This window comes from Neptuniibacter pectenicola, from assembly GCF_001597735.1.
Classification (GTDB): domain Bacteria; phylum Pseudomonadota; class Gammaproteobacteria; order Pseudomonadales; family Balneatricaceae; genus Neptuniibacter; species Neptuniibacter pectenicola.
In genome coordinates, this window is record NZ_LUTS01000006.1 from 1 (window position 1) to 17797 (window position 17797).

General features: G+C 45.1%; 19 protein-coding genes. 16 read left to right on the forward strand and 3 right to left on the reverse strand.

Features of this window, described 5'->3' with window-relative positions; genetic code table 11:
• Positions 1–145: 145 nt before the first annotated feature.
• Positions 146–820: a hypothetical protein gene (locus tag A3773_RS09130; RefSeq protein WP_067985262.1), complete on the reverse strand. Its 675-nt coding sequence runs from the start codon at positions 818–820 to the stop codon at positions 146–148.
• Positions 821–1004: 184 nt separating this feature from the next.
• Between A3773_RS09130 and A3773_RS09135 the strand changes: the two genes are divergently transcribed.
• The 8 genes from A3773_RS09135 (at position 1005) to A3773_RS09170 (ending at position 7615) form a co-directional block, all read left to right on the forward strand.
• Positions 1005–1370, forward strand: a complete 366-nt coding sequence (locus A3773_RS09135; RefSeq protein ID WP_067985264.1) for a hypothetical protein — start codon at positions 1005–1007, stop codon at positions 1368–1370.
• Positions 1371–1407: 37 nt separating this feature from the next.
• The gene (locus A3773_RS09140) at positions 1408–2760 is read left to right on the forward strand and encodes a DUF3422 family protein (RefSeq protein ID WP_067985266.1); all 1353 of its coding nucleotides are present in this window, start codon (positions 1408–1410) and stop codon (positions 2758–2760) included.
• The gene (locus tag A3773_RS09145) at positions 2757–3074 is read left to right on the forward strand and encodes a BolA family protein (protein ID WP_067985268.1); all 318 of its coding nucleotides are present in this window, start codon (positions 2757–2759) and stop codon (positions 3072–3074) included. The genes A3773_RS09140 and A3773_RS09145 overlap by 4 nt, the downstream gene beginning before the upstream one ends.
• Before the next feature lie 134 nt (positions 3075–3208).
• Entirely contained in the window at positions 3209–3445 is a 237-nt protein-coding gene (locus tag A3773_RS09150; RefSeq protein WP_067985270.1) for an HP1242/YdcH family protein, read from the forward strand.
• A 106-nt stretch (positions 3446–3551) separates the two neighbouring features.
• Complete coding sequence (locus A3773_RS09155) at positions 3552–5336, forward strand: ABC transporter ATP-binding protein (RefSeq protein WP_067985272.1); 1785 nt, start codon at positions 3552–3554, stop codon at positions 5334–5336.
• A gap of 20 nt (positions 5337–5356) precedes the next feature.
• The gene (locus tag A3773_RS09160) at positions 5357–6472 is read left to right on the forward strand and encodes a phospholipase D-like domain-containing protein (RefSeq protein WP_067985274.1); all 1116 of its coding nucleotides are present in this window, start codon (positions 5357–5359) and stop codon (positions 6470–6472) included.
• A 16-nt stretch (positions 6473–6488) separates the two neighbouring features.
• Positions 6489–6947 (forward strand): outer membrane lipoprotein, encoded by a 459-nt coding sequence (locus A3773_RS09165; RefSeq protein WP_067985276.1) that lies wholly within the window; start codon positions 6489–6491, stop codon positions 6945–6947.
• 149 nt (positions 6948–7096) lie between these two features.
• The gene (locus A3773_RS09170) at positions 7097–7615 is read left to right on the forward strand and encodes an RNA methyltransferase (protein WP_067985278.1); all 519 of its coding nucleotides are present in this window, start codon (positions 7097–7099) and stop codon (positions 7613–7615) included.
• A 58-nt stretch (positions 7616–7673) separates the two neighbouring features.
• Here A3773_RS09170 and A3773_RS09175 read toward each other — a convergent pair whose 3' ends face one another.
• Positions 7674–8258 (reverse strand): YecA/YgfB family protein, encoded by a 585-nt coding sequence (locus A3773_RS09175; protein WP_067985280.1) that lies wholly within the window; start codon positions 8256–8258, stop codon positions 7674–7676.
• A 126-nt stretch (positions 8259–8384) separates the two neighbouring features.
• Between A3773_RS09175 and recQ the strand changes: the two genes are divergently transcribed.
• From recQ to A3773_RS09190, 3 genes are read left to right on the forward strand one after another with little or no spacing between them, the layout of a single operon-like run.
• A complete protein-coding gene (recQ, locus tag A3773_RS09180) occupies positions 8385–10508 on the forward strand; it encodes a DNA helicase RecQ (RefSeq protein ID WP_067985282.1) in 2124 nt (707 codons plus the stop codon).
• Complete coding sequence (locus A3773_RS09185) at positions 10505–10924, forward strand: YqaA family protein (RefSeq protein ID WP_067985284.1); 420 nt, start codon at positions 10505–10507, stop codon at positions 10922–10924. The genes recQ and A3773_RS09185 overlap by 4 nt, the downstream gene beginning before the upstream one ends.
• Positions 10925–10954: 30 nt before the next feature.
• Positions 10955–11752: a hypothetical protein gene (locus A3773_RS09190; protein ID WP_067985286.1), complete on the forward strand. Its 798-nt coding sequence runs from the start codon at positions 10955–10957 to the stop codon at positions 11750–11752.
• 8 nt (positions 11753–11760) lie between these two features.
• Here the strand turns inward: A3773_RS09190 and A3773_RS09195 are convergent, their stop codons facing one another.
• Positions 11761–12246: a DUF302 domain-containing protein gene (locus A3773_RS09195; protein ID WP_067985288.1), complete on the reverse strand. Its 486-nt coding sequence runs from the start codon at positions 12244–12246 to the stop codon at positions 11761–11763.
• 174 nt (positions 12247–12420) lie between these two features.
• On the opposite strand from A3773_RS09195, the gene ttcA reads away from it, so the two are divergent.
• From ttcA to A3773_RS18550, 5 genes are all read left to right on the forward strand, one after another.
• Positions 12421–13386: a tRNA 2-thiocytidine(32) synthetase TtcA gene (gene ttcA / locus A3773_RS09200; protein ID WP_082800599.1), complete on the forward strand. Its 966-nt coding sequence runs from the start codon at positions 12421–12423 to the stop codon at positions 13384–13386.
• A 139-nt stretch (positions 13387–13525) separates the two neighbouring features.
• Positions 13526–14509 (forward strand): GlxA family transcriptional regulator, encoded by a 984-nt coding sequence (locus A3773_RS09205; RefSeq protein WP_067985290.1) that lies wholly within the window; start codon positions 13526–13528, stop codon positions 14507–14509.
• A complete protein-coding gene (locus A3773_RS09210; protein WP_067985293.1) occupies positions 14506–15681 on the forward strand; it encodes an MFS transporter in 1176 nt (391 codons plus the stop codon). The genes A3773_RS09205 and A3773_RS09210 overlap by 4 nt, the downstream gene beginning before the upstream one ends.
• 1 nt (position 15682) lies before the next feature.
• Positions 15683–16468 (forward strand): class II glutamine amidotransferase, encoded by a 786-nt coding sequence (locus A3773_RS09215; RefSeq protein WP_067985296.1) that lies wholly within the window; start codon positions 15683–15685, stop codon positions 16466–16468.
• 253 nt (positions 16469–16721) lie between these two features.
• The gene (locus A3773_RS18550) at positions 16722–17762 is read left to right on the forward strand and encodes a sensor domain-containing diguanylate cyclase (RefSeq protein WP_067985298.1); all 1041 of its coding nucleotides are present in this window, start codon (positions 16722–16724) and stop codon (positions 17760–17762) included.
• Positions 17763–17797 lie beyond the last annotated feature (35 nt).

Sequence of the window (17797 nt, forward strand, 5' to 3'; positions counted from 1 at the left end):
GTCCTTTGGTTTAACTGGTGTGTGGTAACAACAGTTTACCAGTGGATCTCAGGCTTTTTCATTTACCATCCAAAACTGTGGGACAGCAGTGGCCCTAGGCGCCTTTTTTATTGCGGCTCCCGCAGTCATGTATAGGGTATAGGTATTAGCGTGTTTTTTGTTTGAGCCTAGGTTTTGGCCAGCGGAGTTGGGGAATTAAGCTGATAAAAGGCTGCTTTCCGCGAAAAATATGTAAGCGTCCATCATGTAGTTGACCAACACATTGCTCTAGAGGGTTCAGTAGTATGAGTTTAATCTCACTGAGGGTCGGTTCTGAACCGGCTTCTGCCGTTTGATCGAGCTCACTTCTCAGGTCTGAAAACTGTTGGTTACTGATCAATTGGTTAAGTGGCATAGCATCCCATATATCAGGTATGGCCATTAAGGGATCTAAGAGCCCTAAGCGGGTGGGGGTTGTGATGCAGCGTTCTCGGCTAAAATATTTTCTAACGCTGAGGTCTGTATGTGCTTTCAGTAATGAGTTATCGCGAACATTACTGCTAAAATCCATCTCTTCTAGGCCTAAAATAATCGCATTAAGATTCCACTTGCAGCCTTTTATCAGTTGCCATACGGGCTCTATACTCGTGCGTGAGCCTATGCTGTATTTCACTGCATCTTGCGACAAGGTATTTTTGGGCAGAAGCGTGATGATTAAAAAAGTGGATTGAAAATCGACCAAGCATTCAGGCGTGCCAACAAAACAGTAAGGCGTTTCACGGCGGCAGAAGGCCATCCATTCATCACGTGTGTTAAGTTGTTGAAGTACAGGGATAATCACTATTTACAGCCTAAACAAGGGTTGTTTGAGATACGGGTCAAGAGTAGTAGGCTAAAAATCCACATCAACTCGGTGTAAACTCCGTCTCATTGCCCCTAGAGGGAAATCAATGAGCTGTTATGATGGGTATAAAACCACAATCGTTTGTTACCTGCGAGTATAGCGAAAGCCAAGGATAAGAACCATGAAGTTGCTGAATCGCTCAGCGTTTGTTGTGCTCCCGAAAGAGCCATTTGCAAATTGGACAAACAGCCTCGATGTCGATGCGGATGGTTTGCATCAATGTTTATCTTTAGAAGAACAGAGGCGCGAAGGTACGGTATATTTGATCGAAGAGGTCAATTCCGAAGCGGATTTTAGTCAAGTGCTCCTGCAACAGTGGCTACACATCTTTCAGAATGAGCTGTCAGCATGGGATGAATTGGGGGATTATTGGCCCCATGAGTTAACTTATGAACTATTTAAGCAATGGTTTGATGTTTACCCTCAAATTATGACAATCGATTTAAGTGCACAACCGCTAATGATGGCAAATTTAGACGAACTTTAGGTAGTCGATCGTTTACGCTTTTTGGAGTATTAAGTAGATGGAAAAACCATTGAATCCTTATGGGTTGAACATGCACCCTATGCGAGAGTCGCTCTATAACGAGCTGCATTCTCGCCCTTTCCAGGTGATTCCAAGTCCCGCTCGCATTACCCATTTAGCGGTTATGTGTGATGCTGAAGAAAGCCAGCAACAGTTTGAGCACCTTAAAGAGTTATATCATCACTTTGGTGTCACCCCGCCCGTTGAGGATGAGCTTTGTTATCACTCTGATTTTGATAAATTACGTATGCGTCGTGAAAAACATATGGAGTTTACGACCTATACGTTTATCAATACCGATATTGAGCAAGGGGGAAACCCCTTTGAGGTTACGGGGTTAACACCGTTGCCCAAAGGTTGGCTGGAAAGTTTGCCGGGTACAGTGATGTCAGCTTTCCATCTATCGGTTGATGACGCTCGTCAAACCAATGAGCTAAACCTGCCCTTAGTAAAACGTTTTTTTGAAGGCATGCGCTTAGTCGGCAGTAGCCCACAAGATGGGGATGCGAGGGTGTGGACAACGTTTCAGACCCACGGGGATGGGTTTGGTCGTTTTCTTATCTACAATAAACAGATGAGTGATAGCCAGCTAGGGCGATTAGCACAACGCATTTTAGAAATCGAAGTGTATCGCTTAATGTGTTTGCTTTCGTTGCCTACCGCAAGGGAGATTAACCCTACACTTGGCGCGATGGATCAAAAACTGGCTGATGTGACCTACCATTTAGCCCATAGCAAAGATATTGATGAACAGGAGCTGTTATCCCGTTTAACTGATATGGCGGCGTGGGTTGAGGATTGTCGCGCGCGAGCAACCTTTAGGTTTAGTGCTACATATGCCTATCATGACCTTGTTATTAAGCGTTTAGAGGAACTGCGTGAAGATGAGGTCTCTGGCCATTTAACAATCACCGAATTTATGACACGACGGTTAACCCCAGCGGTTAAGACCTGTCGTGCAACAAGTAATCGTCTGGAAGATCTATCTCGTCGTATTGACCGCGTAGCCGAGATGATGAGAACGCGTGTTGAGCTTTCGATACAGTCGCAAAATCAAGAGCTGTTAGCCTCAATGGATCAGCGTTCAAAAGTGCAACTAATGATGCAGCATACGGTGGAAGGTTTATCGGTTGCGGCGATCAGCTACTACACTATAGGCCTGCTGAAATATTTATTAGAGGCACTTTATAATTCAGGTATCGAGCTAAATAAAGATCTCATTATGGGGATCTCTGTGCCCGTGGTTATTGGTTTGGTTGCATTTACCACGCGAAAAATACATAAACGTTTCTTGAAAATGGCGATAGACCAAGTCGCCAAAGCCGAGAGCGAAAAGAAGGTTCAAAAATGAGTACGGAAGCAATTATTAAAACTAAGTTAGAAGCGGGCCTGTCAATCGAGCACCTAACGATTGAAAACGAAAGTCATATGCACTCAGGCCCCGCCACCGATTCCCATTTTAAGGTCACGGTTGTATCGGAGGATTTTTCGGGTAAGCGCTTAGTTCAGCGTCATCAATTAATTTATGGCTTGCTCGCCGATGAGATGAAACATCCTATACACGCGTTATCGATGCACCTTTTTATTCAGCAAGAGTGGCAGGCCAAAGGGGAAACCGTTATGCCATCACCTAAGTGTTTAGGTGGCTCTAAAGGGGAGAACTGAGCTTTAAAATCGCTTTACTGGGTATGTAGTGGTTGGTTTAAATGCTTTGGTAGAGAGTCTTGATGCCTGTCAATGTTTTCACCTAGGTTGAGGAGGAAACTGAAAGCATAAAGTAACAGCCAAGGGGAATATAAATGCCTATTGAACACCATGCTTTAATTAATGATTTTCCAGAATACCGTGAACGTATTCATGACCTAAAGATGAAAGATGATCGCTTTGCTCGTCTTATGGATGAATACCATGAACTAACAAAGCATGTGGAGCATATGGAGTCAGAGATTGAAGCGGTAAGCACTCAAGTGGAAGAGGGTGCCAAAATTAAGCGCCTTAAGTTGAAAGATGAGCTCTATGCTATGTTGCAAGCTTAAGTCTTAGATCGGTAACGACGTGATAAAACTCGCCATTGTGCGAGTTTTTTTTGTTTATAGGAAATAGGTACAGCTCCGTTATACTGGCTAGATAAGATATAGGTGGATGATTGTGAATAAGTTGTATGACTGGCAGTACATTTTTAATGTGGCAATGGAGCATCGACGTGAACTGATTAAAGCCAATGTTATTGCTTTGTTTGCTGCGATGGCGTCGGTTCCCTTACCCTTATTTTTGCCGCTTTTAGTGGATGAGGTTTTATTAGATAAGCCGGGTTTTATCGTTAACATTCTCACGCCTCTTTTTCCTGAATCGTGGTTGGGGCCGGTACTATTTATTAGTGTTATTTTGCTGCTTACCCTGCTGCTGCGTTTTATTGCCCTACTGTTTAATGTTTGGCAAGCACGTCAGTTTACAATTATCTCCAAGGATGTAACGTACCGTATTCGAGTGGGGCTTTTAGAGCGGTTAAAACGTATCTCTATGGCTGAGTATGAGACCTTAGGGAGCGGTTCTGTCGCCTCTCACTTTATTACAGACTTGGACACTATCGATCGTTTTTTAGGGAGCTCGCTAAGCCGATTGCTGATCGCGATTTTATCTATCATCGGCACCGCTGCTATTTTATTGTGGATGCACTGGCAGTTGGCGCTGTTTATTCTGTTCTTGAACCCGGTGGTGATCTATTTCACGACCTCCATAGCGAAAAAAGTTAAGCACCTTAAAGGGCGTGAAAATAGGGCTTATGAGTTATTTCAGGCCGCACTCACAGATACATTAGATAATATTCAACAGATAAGGGCGGGTAATCGAGAGCAGCATTATTTATCTAGACTCATGAGTGATGCGAAAGTCGTGCGTGACCGCTCCAGTGCTTTTGAGTGGAAAAGTGATGCGGCCAACCGCTTAGGGTTTGCTATTTTTATGGTCGGGGTTGATCTGTTTAGAGCCCTATCGATGTTAATGGTCGTGTTTTCTGATCTATCGATCGGTGAAATGATGGCTGTGTTTGGTTACCTATGGTTCATGATGTCGCCGGTACAGGAGATATTAGGGATTCAATACAGCTTTTATAGTGCTCAGGCGGCGTTACAGCGGATTAATAATCTATTGGGGCTGGCACAGGAGCCTGACTATCCGTTGGTGACGAACCCTTTTGAGAACAAGCGAACGGTGTCTGTGAGTTTGCAAAACATCCATTTTAGCTATATGGCTGATCAGCCCGTGTTGAAAGGGGTGTCGCTTCATATTGAGGCGGGGCAGAAAATCGCTTTAGTGGGTGCCAGTGGCGGGGGTAAATCCACATTAGTTCAAGTACTGTTAGGTTTGTACCCTGCGGATCGTGGAGAGATCTATTTTGATGGGGTCTCGGTTAAGGAGGTCGGCTTAGCGTGTGTGCGAGATCATGTAGCCACGGTATTACAGCAGCCCGCCCTCTTTAATGGCACCATTCGCAGTAACTTGATGATGGGGCGCGATTTTAGTGAAGCGGAGTTATGGGATGCATTAGACGTGTCCCAGTTAAAAGGGTTTGTTCAATCGTTGACCCAAGGGTTAGATGAAAAAGTGGGGCGTCAAGGAATACGGCTCTCAGGAGGGCAGCGACAACGGCTTGCGGTTGCGCGTATGGTATTGAGTGATCCTCGTGTTGTTATTTTAGATGAAGCGACCTCTGCGTTAGATTCGGAAACAGAAACATCGTTACATCATGCGTTAGAAACATTCTTGCAAGGTAGAACAACTATCATTATTGCTCACAGGTTAAGTGCTGTGAAACAGGCGGACCATGTTTATGTATTTGAAGATGGAAAAATATGTGAACAAGGCCGGCATGATGAGTTAATAAACAATAATGGTTTATATGCACGGCTTTATGGAGAGTATCAATGAAGCTGTCTTAAGGTTGAGTCATGCGTAATCAGTTTGATTGGCGAGAAGGTAATAAAGTTGAATTATTAGTCGATGGGGAAAACTTTTTCCCGGTTATGTTGGCTGAGATTGAGAAAGCTCGCTATAGCGTGTTGTTAGAGTTTTATTTTGTTTCGTCGGGTGTGATTGCGAGTCAGTTTGTGCAATGCCTTAGCCGAGTGGCTCAGCGCGGGGTGATGGTTAAACTGATCATTGATGATTTTGGTTCATACCATTTCACAAGTGCAGATAGAGAGGCTTTGAAAGCAGAGGGGGTTGAGATCGTTGTTTACAACCCACTGCATCTAAGTAAGTTTACCCGTAACTTTGCCCGCGACCACCGCAAGCTCTTGATTGTTGATCAGCAGGTTGCATTCATCGGCGGTACAGGGTTAAGCGATGTATACTGGTTATCAGAGGACGAGGGCTGTCCTTGGCATGAGTTAATGGTACGCATTGAAGGCCCCGTTGTGATGGACTTAGTCACGGTGTTTAATGGCTTATGGCAGCGGTGTACCACCCATCTACTTTCGCCAGGTGGTAGCGTGGAACAAAAAGGTGGGGCTAAGGTCAGAGTATGTACAGTTCAAGGGTTATATCAACAGGATATAAAAGCGAGTTTTTTAGCCCGGGTGAACAGTTCTAATACGCGGGTGTGGTTAATGACCGCCTATTTTTTACCTTCGTTTTCTATGCGTTATGCCTTGCGACGGGCGGCTAAACGAGGCATTGATGTTAGGTTGATTATTGCGGGCCCTTATACTGATCAGCCTTGGGTCTTTCATGCCTCTAAAAAATATTACAGCCGCTTATTGAAGGCGGGTGTACGTATTTTTGAATATCAACCGAGATTTCTCCATGCGAAAATGTCGGTTGTGGATGAGTGGGCAAGCATAGGTTCATGTAATTTAGACCACTGGAATTTACGTTGGAATCTTGAGGCAAATGTTGAGCTGGAAGATGACCAATGTGTAGATCAGATGGCTCAGCTGTTTGATCAAGATTTGTCTCACTGCCAGGAAGTAACTTATGACATATGGTCAAAAAGACCCTGGTATCGTCGATTTAAAGAGACCTTATGGGCATGGATAAGCCATTTGGTGCTTAAAATAAGATAAAGAAGGAAGTGTAATTATGAATAAATTAACAATCGCAGCGGCTTTAGCGTGTTCACTCGCCCTAACGGGGTGTGTGAATAGTTTAAGTGGAAATACCTATTCTCGTAGTGAAGCGCGTCAGGTGCAGCAAGTACAGTATGGTATTGTGCAATCAGCAACCCCAGTGGTGATTGAAGGAACAAACACTATCGTAGGTGCGGGTACAGGTGCTGTTGTTGGTGGTGTTGTCGGCTCTAATGTCGGTGGCGGTAAAGGTAAAACATTAGCCACTGTCCTCGGTGCGGTTGCCGGTGGTTTAGCGGGTAAATCGGCTGAAGAAGCGTTAACGCAAACTCAAGGTCAAGAAGTAACTGTACGTTTAGATAGCGGTAATACAATCTCTGTTGTACAGGAAGTGGCCGACGGTCCGGTGTTTAGAGCGGGCGATCGAGTACGCGTATTAAACGGCAGTGGCGGTGCACGCGTTACCTATTAGTGGGCACGCTTATCGATACAACGCGTGAGCGCTGCACGATTGCGTTGTATCGATGCCTATCTGAACGATTAAATGGGCCTGTTTATTTGCCTATGACCTGTATTGCTATAAAATCCCATGCTTATTTTTTTATTAGGCTTCTTTCATCTATGCCCACTACACGTCAAGCGCATATAGGATTAACGGATCCTAAAAGTCCGGAAAATGTTGGCGCAATTATGCGGGCTGCCGGTTGCTATAATGCGGCATCCGTTAGCTATACGGGTAATCGATTTAATAAATCGCAGGAGCAGGGGAGACGTTTGCAAACCGACACGCGTAAGGCGGTAGAGCGGATTCCGTTGCAGCATGTTGAGTCACTTATGCAGGCAATGCCAGAGGGCGCGAGACCCGTTGCTATTGAATTGGTAGAGGGGGCGACCTCATTAATTGATTATCAACACCCCGAAAATGCGTTTTATATTTTTGGGCCTGAAGATCGCTCTATAGATAAAGAGGTCGTCGCTTGGTGTGAGGATGTGATCTATATACCCACTGTCGGGTGTCTGAATTTAGCCGCTACCGTGAATGTGGTGCTGTATGATCGGATTGCTAAGCTGGGGCCAAAGGCTGATGGCGATGCATTAATTCGTCGTTCGCGAGATCGAAACAACCAATTAAAGGTGTGATAAGGTTTACTGAATAAGGTGGTGAGCGGAATGTCACCACCTTGCGTGTTTATGTCGTTTACTTCTCAGGTGCGTGGAAGTGGAGGTAAAGGTCCACAAGTAGCTCAGGAATTTGCGAACACATTTCGGCACATAGGTTTTCATCATCACGGATCTTATTGATATCGTCTTCATCAAAAAGCTCAGATGCCACCATCATTGGTAGTAGCATTTGCGCGACATCATCATCCGCTTTATTAGCAAACCAATTATCCTCTTGTGTGAAAACACCTTCCATAAAGGCTTGCGACCACCAAGCTAAAGGTGCGATATCTTCATCGTCTTCAGGATCGAGTGAAAGCTCACAAGGTAGCTCAATCTCTCCATCGCTGTAGAAGTTTGCGCCGATGCTGGCATAAAAACGTTTGAGCAGAGACATAATCTCTTTTTGCTGTGCGTCTGATGCCCACTTCGGGGTTTCATCAAATACTAATTCAAGCCAGGTCTCTTCAGCCAGTGGTGTTGAGCTTATGTTTAACGCACAAAAGAGGCCATGAACACCAATGAGGTCAAGACAGTCCTCGGATACATGATCGGAGTATAGGAAATCATCCAATTGATCCAACTCAGCGTCGGACAAAGTATTAGCAGTGTTGAGAGACATGAAACTATTCCATAAAAGATAATGGACTTAATTTTAGCCTGCTAAGTAATAATTAGCAGCCTTTTTGTTTGCATGCGATCACCTAATTGAAGTGACAAGCTGTCTAGCTTTCTGGATAATCCGTGCATGATTTCTAGCGCCCTTCAGATCTTAAAAGACGTATTTGGTTACGAACAGTTCCGCGAGCCTCAAGCTGAGATAGTTGAGACCTTGGTTAATGGCAGCGATGCGCTGGTTATTATGCCTACCGGCGGCGGCAAATCCCTTTGTTATCAGCTTCCGGCACTTATTCGTCCCGGAACTGCGGTTGTTGTCTCGCCGTTAATTGCGTTGATGCAAGATCAAGTTACCGCACTTTCCCAGTGGGGGATTAGGGCTGGATGTTTAAACTCTAGCTTAGACTTTTCATTAATTAATGAAACGGAACATCAGTTAAGGGCTGGCGGTTTTGATCTTCTTTATATTGCGCCTGAACGTCTGTTACAACCGCGAACGTTGGCTTTATTGCAAGAGTGTCCTATTGCTCTGTTTGCGATTGATGAGGCGCACTGCGTCTCCCAATGGGGACATGACTTTAGACCTGAATATTTGCAACTCAGCCGCTTAGCTGAATTATTTGCTGGCGTGCCGCGTATCGCATTGACGGCAACGGCTGATGAACGAACGCAGCAAGAGATTGTTCACCGTTTGGCGCTACATGAACCTGCTGAGTTTATTCAAGGCTTTGACCGGCCCAATATCCGTTACCGGATCGGCCAAAAAGATAAAGCGAAGCAGCAACTACTTAAGTTTTTAAAAAATGAGCACCCTAAAGACTCAGGGATTGTGTACTGCCTGTCCCGTAAGCGGGTAGAAGAAACCGCCGCTTGGTTAAGTGAGCAAGGGTTTAACGCGCTGCCTTACCATGCAGGGTTGAGGGCCGATCTACGTAGCCATAATCAGCATCGGTTTTTGACCGAAGAAAATATTATTATGGTGGCGACGATTGCCTTTGGTATGGGCATTGATAAACCGAATGTTCGCTTTGTTGCTCACCTTGACCTACCAAAAAGTATCGAAGCTTATTATCAAGAAACCGGCCGCGCGGGGCGAGATGGCCTGCCCGCCGATGCTTGGATGGTATACGGCTTACAGGACGTCATGTTTCTGCGTCAAATGTTAGAGGGCTCGCAAGCCCCCGATGAACAGAAAACTGTAGAGCGGCAAAAACTGGAAGCGATGTTGGGATTGTGTGAAATAACCTCATGTCGTCGACAAGTCTTATTAAGTTATTTTGGTGAGAATGATCACGCCCCTTGTGGTAATTGTGACACCTGTTTAGAGCCGGTTCCTGTGTGGGATGGTACCGAGGCTGCTCGAAAAGCTATATCAGCCGTGTATCGATCCGGTCAGAGTTTTGGTGTTAATCATGTGGTTGATACACTGCTGGGCAAACCCAATGATAAAACTGAACGATTTCAACATCAGAGATTGTCGACCTGGGGTATTGGTAAAGATTTAGATAGAAACCAATGGCGTTCGGTTTTTCGCCAACTGGTGGCGCGTGGCTTTTTAGGTGTGAATGTCGATCAACATGGGGTTTTGCACTTAACGGATCGCTGTCGTCCTTTATTAAAAGGCGATGAACGCATACAACTACGTAAAGATCAGCGCCAACATACGCCTTACCGTAAAAACCAAGTGCCTCAGAGCAAGCTGGAAGCGGCGGACTATGCATTATGGAATGAGCTTAAAGCTACACGTAAACGTCTCTCTGATGAACAGGATGTTCCCCCTTACGTGATTTTCCATGACGCCACCTTAATGGAAATGGTGATGTATCGCCCACAAACCTCAGACCAGTTTAAGCGTTTAAACGGTGTGGGTGAGCGCAAGTTGGATCTATATGGTGCTGACTTTATAAGCGTGATAGAACAGCATGAAGGCCATGATAAGGATGAGGTTGCAACTCAGGCCCAAGAATCGGTATTACTGTATAAAAGCGGTATGACCATTGATCAAGTTGCGCGTCAGCAGCACTTATCGTCAAATGCTATTTATGCTCACTTAGCCCAGTCTATTCTTAAAGGTGAGTTGGCTGTACGTGAGGTGGTTGAACTACCTGACAATGAGTTTAAAAATATTGAACAGGTGATGCTGGAATGCCAGCAGACCTATGGCCAAGCATTAAAGCCAGTTCATGAGGCATTAGCCGGTGCTTATGAGATGGGCGTATTACGCTGTATCAAAGCGAGTATGGAGGCGTTGTGAGTGATGAGTTGAGCTTAACCGCCCTGTTTATAAGTGGTTTTATCTCAGCTACGTTACTGCCCGGTGGCTCCGAAGCGCTATTAGTGTGGCAACTGAATGAAAATATACACAGCGCAACCAGTTTGTGGATAGCGGTTACAGCGGGTAATGTATTAGGGGGTATTGTTACCTTTTTGATGGGGTGGGGGATTGCTTGTTATTACCCCTTACGGGTTTTTAATAAGCCCCGTCAGCAACAGGCTCAACGTTGGATACAAAAGTATGGTGCGCTTTCACTGCTTTTATCCTGGTTGCCCATTATTGGCGACCCCCTCTGTTTTATGGCTGGGTGGCTAAAAACACGTTTTATGTTAAGTGTACTTATGCTGACTTTAGGTAAAGGGATACGTTACTTGATTATTGTTGGGTTGATGTAAGCTTTACGTTAAATGACGGGGTCTTAAGCGATGTCGCAACGAACGCTCTGGGGGAAGTTGAGGTTAGCTGCGTTAATCACCGTACTGTTGGTGGTTGCATTAAATACTTGGTTATCTCAGGTTCGTTCTACCGATTGGGATACCCCTTTGTGGGTGATCATCTATCCGATTAATTCAGATCAACGTGCCGATACTCAGCGTTACCTCAACGGGTTAAAACCCCAACATTTTAGTGATATAGAGGCGTTTATTAACCGTGAAGCAAAACGCTACGGCGTCACTTTAGAGCGCCCGATCGAAGTCTATTTAGCGCCCCCCTTACTTTCAGACCCACCTAAACCGCCGGAAAAGGCGAGCATTCTGGATAGTGTTATCTGGAGCCTACGTCTGCGGTTCTGGGCTTGGCGCCATAATAGCTGGGAGGGCCCTGCTGCTGATATTCAAATCTATCTGCGTCTATTCTCGCCTGAAAACCGACAGGTGTTAGAACACTCTTTGGGTTTGCAAAAAGGGATGGTTGGGGTTGTGAACGGTTTTGCCAGTGAAACCTATCAAGGCCAAAATGATTTCGTTATTGTTCATGAGCTATTACATACCCTCGGGGCTACCGATAAATATGATCTGCATAACAATCAACCGATTTGGCCAGAAGGTTATGCAGACCCTGCCCAGTCGCCTTTACTACCTCAGCTTAGCGCCGAGGTAATGGGGGGGCGGATTCCTATTGAGAAGCACTTCTCTGTGATACCTCATAGTTTAAAAGAGGTGATTGTTGGCAGGGAAACTGCACGAGAGATAAATTGGATTCAGACCGCTTCTGCTCCTTGATGTGAGGGTTAATCTTCCATCCGCGCTTGTTCAAGTGCGTTAACAATATCGCCTTCAAGTTTAATCAGTAGAGGCTGAGCTGGGCTATCCGGTTTGATCTGACTAGGTCGTATAAACAGCAGTTCTGTTTTATTGTTTTTATGGAGTAGGGTGACAGAGAGTGGGCAGAGAGCCGCCATCTCTGGGTCTTTATTGATAATCTGATTGACATACCATGGGTTACAAAACACTAAGCTTTGAATCTCTTCATACCCATTTTGGTTATATTCATCGCCCCAGCGCTCTTTGAAGTAGGTGAGTGAATTACCAATATTAGGCTCAAAAATAACAAAGAAGCGATTGGCTTCGAGGGACTGACTCACCTTATCGTAGTTCTCTTCAAATGGACCTTCCATCACGATTTTTATGACAGGACTCGCCACGGTGATAGCGCTAAAGGCAATAAAAGTGAAGGAGACGCAGATAAATATGAGCTTTCTTGCCAAGGTGTTCATAATTTTTATGCCTTTTTAATACAAAGTCAGCGTTTAGGTATCTTTATTTATAGCAAGTATCTTCTAAAGTGTATCACTTAAAAGGTTGATGTATAATTCGCGACCATTAAATCATTTGATGCGCTTTCCAATCGAATTTAACTGAACTGAATAAGTTCCATGGCCGTGTTTGCAATGAATCTAAATAGCACCCCTGAAACAAATAATATCCCTTTTGATGAATCGGATGCGGGCGAGCAAAAAAAGCTAAAAATTCGTCAAAATAAGCTCCAAAAACGTCTTCGCCGTGAGATGGGTAAGGCGATTGAAGGTTTCAATATGATAGAGGACGGGGATAAAGTGATGGTTTGCCTCTCAGGAGGTAAAGACTCATATGCGATGCTTGATATATTGATGAACTTGCAGCGTAGTGCGCCTATTCATTTTGAGCTGGTGGCGGTTAATCTTGATCAGAAGCAGCCCGGTTTTCCAGAAGATATTCTGCCGGCTTATTTAGAAACGATCGGTGTGCCGTTTCACATTTTAGAGCGTGATACTTACTCTATTGTGAAAGAAGTGGTTCCTGAAGGAAAAACCACCTGTGCACTCTGTTCGCGCTTACGCCGTGGTTCGCTGTATGGGTTTGCTGAAGAGATTGGCGCGACTAAAATTGCTTTAGGGCACCACCGTGATGATATTTTAGAAACGCTCTTTCTTAATATGTTCTATGGTGGAAAACTGAAATCTATGCCACCTAAGCTTGTTTCTGACGATGGTAAAAATACAGTGATTCGGCCGTTAGCCTATGCCCGTGAGAAGGATATCGAAGCCTATGCGGAACTTAAAGGCTTTCCGATTATTCCTTGTAACCTGTGTGGCTCGCAGGAAAATCTCCAACGTCAGGTTATTAAAGAGATGCTACAAACGTGGGACAAAAACTTTCCCGGCCGCATCGAAACGATGTTTCGTTCTTTACAACATGTAGTGCCTTCGCATTTAGCGGATACTGAACTGTTTGACTTTAAAGGGCTACAGCAAGGTTACCCACACGGTATCGCACCGGGTGCTGAGAGCTCCACTTTCAAACCCGAGGCCACCGTAGCGCCTAATGACGCGGTACAAAGCTATAACCCGCAAAAGATTGACCTACTCTCCCTCTAATTCCCCAGCTGTGCGCCGTTTATGCGGCGCACGCGGTTTTTCAGATCGTTTGTCATGCATGTCCTAAATTGACGGATATTGGTCGTTGAGGACATTTCTTCATTAAGAGATACTGCTTACCTAGTGTTGGAGGTATCCCATGAAGATTGTTGCTGCGTTAGGTTACAACGATTGCCAAATTCTTGATTTAACAGGGCCATTGCAAGTTTTTGCGTCGGCTAATCAGGCGCTTGGTTATCAAGCATATCAATTGAAAATTATTGGTTTAGATACACAGCCTATCCAGACGAATTCAGGGATGCGTATCCTGCCGGATCTAGCGTTTTCAGACCTTAGAGAGGTGGATACGCTTTTATTATCCGGTGGACGCGGGGTGAAAGCACTGCTTCATAATAAGGCACTTATTGATTGGGTAAAACAGCGAGCAGAGAGTGTTGAGCGAATCGCATCGGTATGCAGTGGTGCGTTTTTACTAGCTGAGGCTGGATTACTCAAAGGTAAAAAAGCGGTCACCCATTGGAAATCTTGCGCGTTACTGGATAAAAACTATGAGGATATCGAGGTTGATAGTGATGCTATCTGGCTTAAGCAAGGACACCTTTATACCTCCGCAGGTGTCACATCAGGTATCGATTTAGCGCTAGCGCTTGTGGAAGAGGATTTTGGCCATGCGATCACAATGGATGTTGCGCGTGAACTGGTGGTTTTTGTTAAACGACCCGGGGGCCAAGCGCAGTTTAGTACGCAACTAAATGCTCAAAATGAGGCAACAGGTGTGGTTGCTAAAGCGCAGGCGTATATACAGAAAAATTTGGATAAGCCCTTAGGTTTAACGCCGTTGGCTGAGTTTTGTTGTGTGAGCGAACGTCATCTATTTCGGCTGTTTAGGCGCTGTTGTGACAGCTCGCCTGCAGCCTATATAGAAAACAGTCGCTTGAGCTTAGCACAGCAGTTAGTGTGTGAAGGGACACTTAATTTTCAGCAGGTTGCGGAACGTTGTGGTTTTGTCTCAGCTGATAATTTAAGGCGGGTTTTTTTAAGGCGTTTGGGGGTTAATCCCCGTGAGTATAAAGCTCGTTTTGGCAAATTATCATTGGGTCATAGCGTAGGGATAGGCGAATGAACAAGAATGTTTTTTTACTCTCAATGTGTCAGGCATTACTGACAACCGGTAATGTTTTACTGGTGTCTGTCGTTGCCTTAATTGGACAAAGCCTTACAGCCCATCCAAATTTAGCGACATTCCCTGTGGCGAGTCAGTTTTTAGGGTTAATGGCGGCAACGATTCCCGCCTCATTAATCATGAAGCGTGTGGGCCGGAAAAATGGTTTCTATCTGGGCAATTGTGTCGGGATTACTGGGGCGGCTGTGTGTATCTATGCCTTAAGTTCACACCTGTTCTATCTGTTTTCATTGGGCACTTTTTTATTAGGTATTGGGATCGGGTTTGGTACGTTGTATCGTTTTGCCGCGGTCGAAGTGTGTGCGGAAGGGCAAAAAAGTAAAGCTATTTCGTTTGTGATGGCTGGAGGGGTGTTAGCCGCCATTATGGGCCCGCAGCTGGCCGTCTATAGCCAAAAATACTTTGGAGAGCTTGAATTTGGTGGGGCCTTTGTTGGTTTATTAATATTGTATAGTTTAGCGTTAAGCATGCTTGCTGCGACGGATATACCCCGTGAGCCGGAGCAAACGGTGCATGCGGATCAGCGTCCATTAAAAGAGATTGCCCGACAGCCGGTATTTATTGTTGCGGTGATCGTCGCCATGGTGAGTTATGTGGTGATGAATCTATTGATGACCGCAACACCTTTAGCCATGGTGCGCTGCGGTTTTACCTTTCCCCAAGCGGCGCATGTGATTCAATGGCATGTGTTAGGTATGTTCGCCCCTTCATTTTTTACAGGGAGTTTACTTAACCGCTTTGGTATCTATCCTATAATGCATGTGGGCGCTGCCTTTATGTTGGCCTGCATAGCCATTAATCTCACGGGGGTCAGTGAGTGGCACTTTTGGACCGCGTTAGTTTGTCTTGGTATTGGTTGGAATTTTATGTTTATTAGCGCTACTCAGTTGTTTACTACGGTTTATAAGCCCGCTGAAAAGGCAAAATCCCAAGCGAGTAATGAGTTTATTGTGTTTGGTATGGTTGCCGTGACTGCACTCTCCGCTGGTTGGTTAGAAGCGTCCTTAGGCTGGCAGGCGATGAATTGGATTGTTTTACCTGTAGTGTTGTGGGCCATTGGGGTGATTTTTTATATTGGTCAACAGCGTGAAGTTATAGACGATGGAGGTTGAAATGGATGCTTCTCCACTTTTATTTACCCTATTAAGCTCATCCCCTGTCAATGTTCAGCTTCACGGGCCGCTGGCGTATGAAGGATTAGGGGTGGCTTCCCTACTGGATATGAACCCTTGTCGGTTGACGGCTGTCGGGCGTGAGGAGGTTGAGCAGTTGGAGACTATCGTCCAGAGGGACGCTGGTTTAGGGGTGAATAATGGGGCTCTCTGGTCTGCTACGCTTTATCCTAGTAAACCTGTTGAGGCGGTTGATGTTCAGCCGTTTGTGCGCCCGTTACGGGGTAATACCCATCTGTTTTCGATGGTGGGTGAGTTACCAGATATAGGTAATGCTGAGCGTTTTCCTGTGGGAGACCACTGGCCAATAAGCTGTACAGATCAGGAACGCGCATTCTGTTTGTTGCAGGAGCGTATGAGAAAGCTCTGGCAGAGAACCCGCCCTGATCATGAGATGCGTTTGGCGCTGGTGGCTGATTATGCGGGACGCTTAGAAACCTTAGGTGCGCATAACTTTATCTATTGGGATGGTGAGTTGATGTTTGCTTATACCTCATTAGAAGGGGGAATAGAGCCGCTTGCTTATCAAGTATTCTCAGGGGGTGAGGTTCACTTAGAGGGCGCGCTTCCTGTACGGATCAGCGCGGAAGAGGGTAGCGATATGGTTGTGATTGCGAGCCGTTCATTGTTGCCTGCGTCTACGCCGATTTCTGCTGGGTCAGTGGTGTGTTTTTCTGGTGGTCGCTATGTGGACTGCTGCGATCCTGTTATTTTGTGGAATACTTAAATACGCGACAGCGTCATGGCTAAGAATAAAGATTTTGTTGCGCCTGCGTAATAGGTCTAAGAGATAGGTTTTTGATCAATTGTTATAATATTTGATTGAGGTTAATGATTAACCTTGTCTTAATGGCGATAATGGATTTCAACTTATTGATGTTTTCTCGCGTTGTTGTAAAGGTTGTTAGCTTTTTTAATACCTTATTACGCTTGTATTAACGTTTACCTAAAATGTTTTGGTACAGGTGCTTTTCATTATTATGGATGCCAATGTTCGATCGATCGCTTGTTCTGCGGAATTAGTGACGGATGAAGAATCGTCGATAAAAACCTCTCTATTTGTAGAAGGAGGGGTGGATCCTTCGTTACTTGTTCAGGTGTTTGATCGCATCGCTTCACCTACCTTCGTTTTAGATAAAGACCATGTGGTGCTTCATTGGAATTCTGCTCTAGAGAAACTGAGTGGGCTGAGCCGTGAGGAGATGATTGGCACGTGTAATCATTGGAAGCCTTTCTACTCCTCCCCGCGCCCCTGTTTAGCTGACCTTATTTTGGATGGGGGATCTTATGAAGATGTTAAGCATTACTACCCCAATAAATCTAAGCGCTCAGAATTGATAGATGATGCGTATGAAGCTGAGGATTTTTTTCCTGAGTGCGGCAGCGATGGTGAATGGTTATATTTTACTGCTGCCGGGATCATGGACCCTGAGGGCAATTTAATTGGGGCGATTGAAAATTTAGAGAATGTTACCGCGCGGAAAATTGCCGAATTTGAACTACTTGAACGGGAACGTGTATATAAAGAGTTGAGTGTGACTGATAGTTTGACCGGGTTGCATAATACCCGTCATTTTTACGCGAGGCTTGAGGCCACACTGGAGGAAGCGCGGCGATACCACCATGAATTTACCTTGTGCTTTTTTGATCTTGATAATTTTAAAGCCTTAAATGATACCCATGGCCATTTGATGGGTGATAAAGTGTTGGAAACCTTCGGCGCATTGGTTAAATCATCGTTGCGTGCTTTAGATCGCGGCTACCGTTATGGTGGCGAGGAGTTTGCGATCTTATTGCCGTCTACAGATATTGAAGGCGCGATAAAAGTGGCTGATCGTATTCGAGAAAATTTATATAACTATCAATTTATCTTGCCTAATGAGGGTAAGTTAAATGTCAGTGTTAGCACGGGATTAACCGCGTATCTGATCGGGGACAGTGTTCAAAGTATCATGTCACGTGTTGATAGTGGATTGTATAAAGCTAAAAGCAAAGGTAAAAACTGCATTATAACGGTTTAACCTTTGCGATCTCTGTGTAATGATTCTCCCACTTA